The organism is Paraburkholderia graminis C4D1M (genome assembly GCF_000172415.1).
Taxonomy (GTDB): Bacteria; Pseudomonadota; Gammaproteobacteria; order Burkholderiales; family Burkholderiaceae; genus Paraburkholderia; species Paraburkholderia graminis.
Genome location: NZ_ABLD01000062.1, coordinates 1 through 3,859, shown reverse-complemented (window position 1 = coordinate 3,859; position 3,859 = coordinate 1). Strand labels below are relative to the sequence as shown.

At 61.5% G+C, this 3,859-nt stretch carries 3 protein-coding genes and 1 pseudogene; all 4 read right to left on the bottom strand.

Annotated features, from left to right (window positions below):
• Nucleotides 1–123: 123 nt before the first annotated feature.
• Nucleotides 124–594 (bottom strand): 30S ribosomal protein S7, encoded by a 471-nt coding sequence (gene rpsG / locus BGRAMDRAFT_RS33060; RefSeq protein ID WP_006053291.1) that lies wholly within the window; start codon nt 592–594, stop codon nt 124–126.
• A 181-nt stretch (nt 595–775) separates the two neighbouring features.
• The gene (rpsL, locus tag BGRAMDRAFT_RS33055; protein WP_006053290.1) at nt 776–1,156 is read right to left on the bottom strand and encodes a 30S ribosomal protein S12; all 381 of its coding nucleotides are present in this window, start codon (nt 1,154–1,156) and stop codon (nt 776–778) included.
• Nucleotides 1,157–1,378: 222 nt separating this feature from the next.
• Nucleotides 1,379–3,226 carry a DNA helicase RecQ gene (gene recQ, locus BGRAMDRAFT_RS33050; RefSeq protein ID WP_044022083.1) on the bottom strand — a complete coding sequence of 616 codons (1,848 nt, stop codon included), beginning with the start codon at nt 3,224–3,226 and terminating at the stop codon, nt 1,379–1,381.
• 199 nt (nt 3,227–3,425) lie between these two features.
• Nucleotides 3,426–3,859, bottom strand: a pseudogene (locus BGRAMDRAFT_RS33045) (DNA-directed RNA polymerase subunit beta'); the annotation flags it as partial.

Below are 3,859 nucleotides of genomic sequence, written 5' to 3'. Positions count from 1 at the left end.
TATTGGGATAACGCGATGCGAGAAAAATACCCATCGCGCTGTAACACAAACGGGCGAGGCGCTTTGTAAGCGCACCCGCCCGGAATTTCTTTCCGTTGTTTCTGCTAACCCGATGCGGGAAGCTTAGAAACGGAAATGCGAGAACGCCTTGTTGGCTTCTGCCATCCGGTGAACTTCGTCGCGCTTCTTCATTGCGCCGCCACGGCCTTCGGCCGCTTCGGAGAGTTCACCTGCCAGACGCAGGGCCATCGACTTCTCGCTGCGCTTCTTCGCGGCTTCACGCAGCCAACGCATCGCCAATGCCATACGACGCGACGGACGCACTTCGACCGGAACCTGATAGTTCGCACCACCAACGCGGCGGCTCTTCACTTCGACCACCGGCTTGACGTTGTTGAGCGCTACCGTGAACACTTCCAGCGGGTCCTTGCCACCCTTGGTCTGGATCTGTTCGAAAGCGCCGTACACGATGCGCTCGGCAACAGACTTCTTGCCGGACAGCATCAGCACGTTCATGAACTTAGCTACATCTACGTTACCGAACTTCGGATCCGGCAACACTTCCCGCTTGGGGACTTCGCGACGACGCGGCATGTTTCTTCCTTTAACTTTTCAGTTGGAGCTACTTTTAGCCCCGCGGCCACCAACTAACCCGATTCATCTCTTACGACTTACCAGCCTGGTCGGGTGACCACTTACTCGACAGCACCGGCGATTCCGGCACCACCGCTATTACCGCCTTTGCAGGCGACCTGAACTGCTTCTGACCGGCGAATTACTTGCCGGCCTTGGCACGCTTCGCACCGTACTTCGAGCGAGCCTGCTTACGATCCTTGACGCCCTGGGTATCCAGCGAGCCGCGAACCATGTGGTAACGCACACCCGGCAAGTCCTTCACACGGCCGCCGCGAATCAGCACGACCGAGTGTTCCTGCAGGTTGTGGCCTTCACCACCGATGTACGAAATAACTTCGAAACCGTTCGTGAGGCGCACCTTCGCGACCTTACGAAGTGCCGAGTTCGGCTTCTTAGGCGTCGTGGTGTACACACGGGTGCACACGCCGCGACGCTGGGGGCAGTCCTGCAAGGCCGGGCTCTTGCTCTTCGTCGTTTCCGACGTGCGGCCTTTGCGAACCAGTTGATTGATGGTTGGCATTGTCTATTCCTGAAATTGAACAAAATCGACGCATCTGTTTTCGGGCAAAGCGAAAACGACTGCGCATCGAACTTCCGGCTGCGACCGCGAGCGCGTGAACAGAGTCCGCGCGCAAGCATCCCAAGAACCGGAACCTAGCATAATATTCCGAAAATACTAAGCGAGTCAACAGGTTGCAATGTTTCGCAGACCTGTGGACCTGTTGCGGCGACCGCGGACGGCTTAGTCCGCGGCGACGACTTCGAGCAGTTCGTCCCCGAAACGGTCCAGCTTGCGCGCGCCCATGCCTGGAATGCCTCGCAAGTCCTCGATCGAGTCTGGGCCGTTGCGCGCGATCTCCGCGAGTGTCGCGTCGTGGAAGATCACATAGGCGGGCACGCCGTCGCTCTTCGCGGTTTCCGTGCGCCAGGTTCGCAGACGCTCCCAGCGCGCCCGCTCGCGCGGCCCCATTCCGATGGTCGGGTCCGCGCGCTCGCTGGTTCGTCCGGACGACTGACGCGTGCGCGTCGGCTTCACATAGCGGCGCATCGTCACGTTCTGTTCGCCTTTCAGAACGGGCTTGCTCGCCTCGGTCAGGACGAGCGAGCCGAAGCCCTCGTGGTCGACCGTCAGATAGCCGAACGCCACGAGCTGTCGAAACACCGCGCGCCACTCCGGCTCGCCGAGCGCCGCGCCAATGCCGAACGTGGTCAGCTTCTCATGACCGCGCTGAACGATTTTTTCGCTCCGGTTGCCGCGCAGAATGTCTATCAGGTGGCCGGCGCCGAAGTGAAAACCGCTCGCCCGCTGCGCCCGGAACACGCACGACAGCGCCATTTGCGCCTCGCGCGTCGCGTCCCATGTGGCGGGCGGCTCGAGACAATTGTCGCAGTTACCGCAAGGCTTGCTCGATTCGCCGAAATACGCCAGAAGCCGCACGCGCCGGCACGTCGCCGCCTCGCACAGGCCGAGCAGCGCATCGAGCTTGCCGGTCTGGACGCGTTTGTGCGCGTCGTCGGCGTCCGATTCGTCGATCATCTTGCGCTGCTGCACGACGTCGCCGAGGCCGTAGGCCATCCACGCATTGGCCGGCATGCCGTCGCGGCCCGCGCGGCCGGTTTCCTGGTAATACCCTTCGACGCTCTTCGGCAAATCGAGGTGAGCGACGAACCGCACGTCCGGCTTGTCGATGCCCATGCCGAACGCGATCGTCGCGCACATCACAATGCCTTCCTCGCGCTGGAACATCTCCTGATGCTTCTGGCGCGTTTCGAATTCCATGCCGGCGTGATACGGCAGCGCGCGCATGCCCTTTTCCTTGAGCCACTCGGCCGTCTCCTCGACCTTGCGCCGCGACAGACAATAGACGACGCCGGCGTCGGTCGTGCCGTCGGCTCGCATGTGTTCCGCGCGGATAAAGTCGAGCAACTGCGTGCGCGCGTTGTCTTTTTCGACGATCCGATAACGAATGTTCGGTCGATCGAAGCTCGAGACGAAAATGCGAGCGTCGTCGAGCGCGAGACGATGAATGATTTCGTCGCGCGTGATGGCGTCCGCGGTCGCCGTCAGCGCAATGCGCGGTACGTTCGGGAAACGCTCGTGCAGCACGGAAAGCTGAATGTATTCCGGCCGGAAGTCGTGCCCCCATTGCGACACGCAATGCGCTTCGTCGATGGCGAAAAGCCCGATGCGCGTGCGTTCCAGCAGTTCCTGGAATCGCGGCGTCATCAGGCGCTCGGGTGCCACGTAGAGCAAGTCGATCTCGCCGTCGCGCAGCGCGCGTTCGGTAGCCATCGCCTCGGCGCTGGAGAGCGTCGAGTTCAGGTACGCCGCGCGCACACCGACTTCGGTGAGCGCAGCCACCTGGTCCTGCATCAGCGCGATCAGTGGCGACACCACGATGCCCGTGCCGAAGCCGCCTTCGCGGCGCACCAGCGACGGAATCTGATAGCACAGCGATTTGCCGCCGCCCGTTGGCATCAGCACGAGACAGTCACCGCCGCCGGCGACGTGCTCGACAATTTCGCCTTGCTGTCCTCTGAACGCGGGGTAACCAAAAACTTCGTTGAGGATTTCGAGCGGACGGGACATGAATTTGAGAGAGGCGGCGTAAAGCGGTGACACGAATTTTACCAACGCATTCGTGCTGCGCCCGCGCTTTGCGACAACGTTAGCCATCCGGGCTAGGAATCGGCGACGTCGCGCGGCAAAAAGGCGCATAAAAAAAGCCGCTCAGTCGAAACTGAGCGGCTTCGCTGGCTAGAGCCCAAGCGGCTTACGCCGCCGGGACTTACTCGCCTGAGTGCTGCTGTTCGGCGGCCGGGGTTTCCGGCGTACCGAATTCGAACGACTCTTCCGCTGCGATCTGATCGAAACGCTCGCGGTCGGACAGTTCCTTGCTCTTGCGCGCCTTGTGGAACGCGAGACCCGTACCGGCCGGAATCAGACGGCCGACGATCACGTTTTCCTTCAGACCGCGCAGGTCGTCGCGCTTGCCCATGATCGCCGCTTCGGTCAGCACGCGGGTCGTTTCCTGGAACGACGCCGCCGAGATGAACGAATCGGTCGACAACGAGGCCTTCGTGATACCGAGCAGCACGTTTTCGTACGTTGCCGGACGCTTGTCTTCCGCGATCATACGGTCGTTTTCGTCGAGCATATCCGACCGCTCGACCTGTTCGCCCGGGATGAAGCGCGTATCGCCGTTGTCCGTAATCTGCACGC

Excerpts from the sequence above, each read along its gene's own strand:
- rpsG (WP_006053291.1), bottom strand. The coding sequence starts at position 594 with ATGCCGCGTCGTCGCGAAGTCCCCAAGCGGGAAGTGTTGCCGGATCCG.
- rpsL (WP_006053290.1), bottom strand. The coding sequence starts at position 1,156 with ATGCCAACCATCAATCAACTGGTTCGCAAAGGCCGCACGTCGGAAACG.
- recQ (WP_044022083.1), bottom strand. The coding sequence starts at position 3,226 with ATGTCCCGTCCGCTCGAAATCCTCAACGAAGTTTTTGGTTACCCCGCG.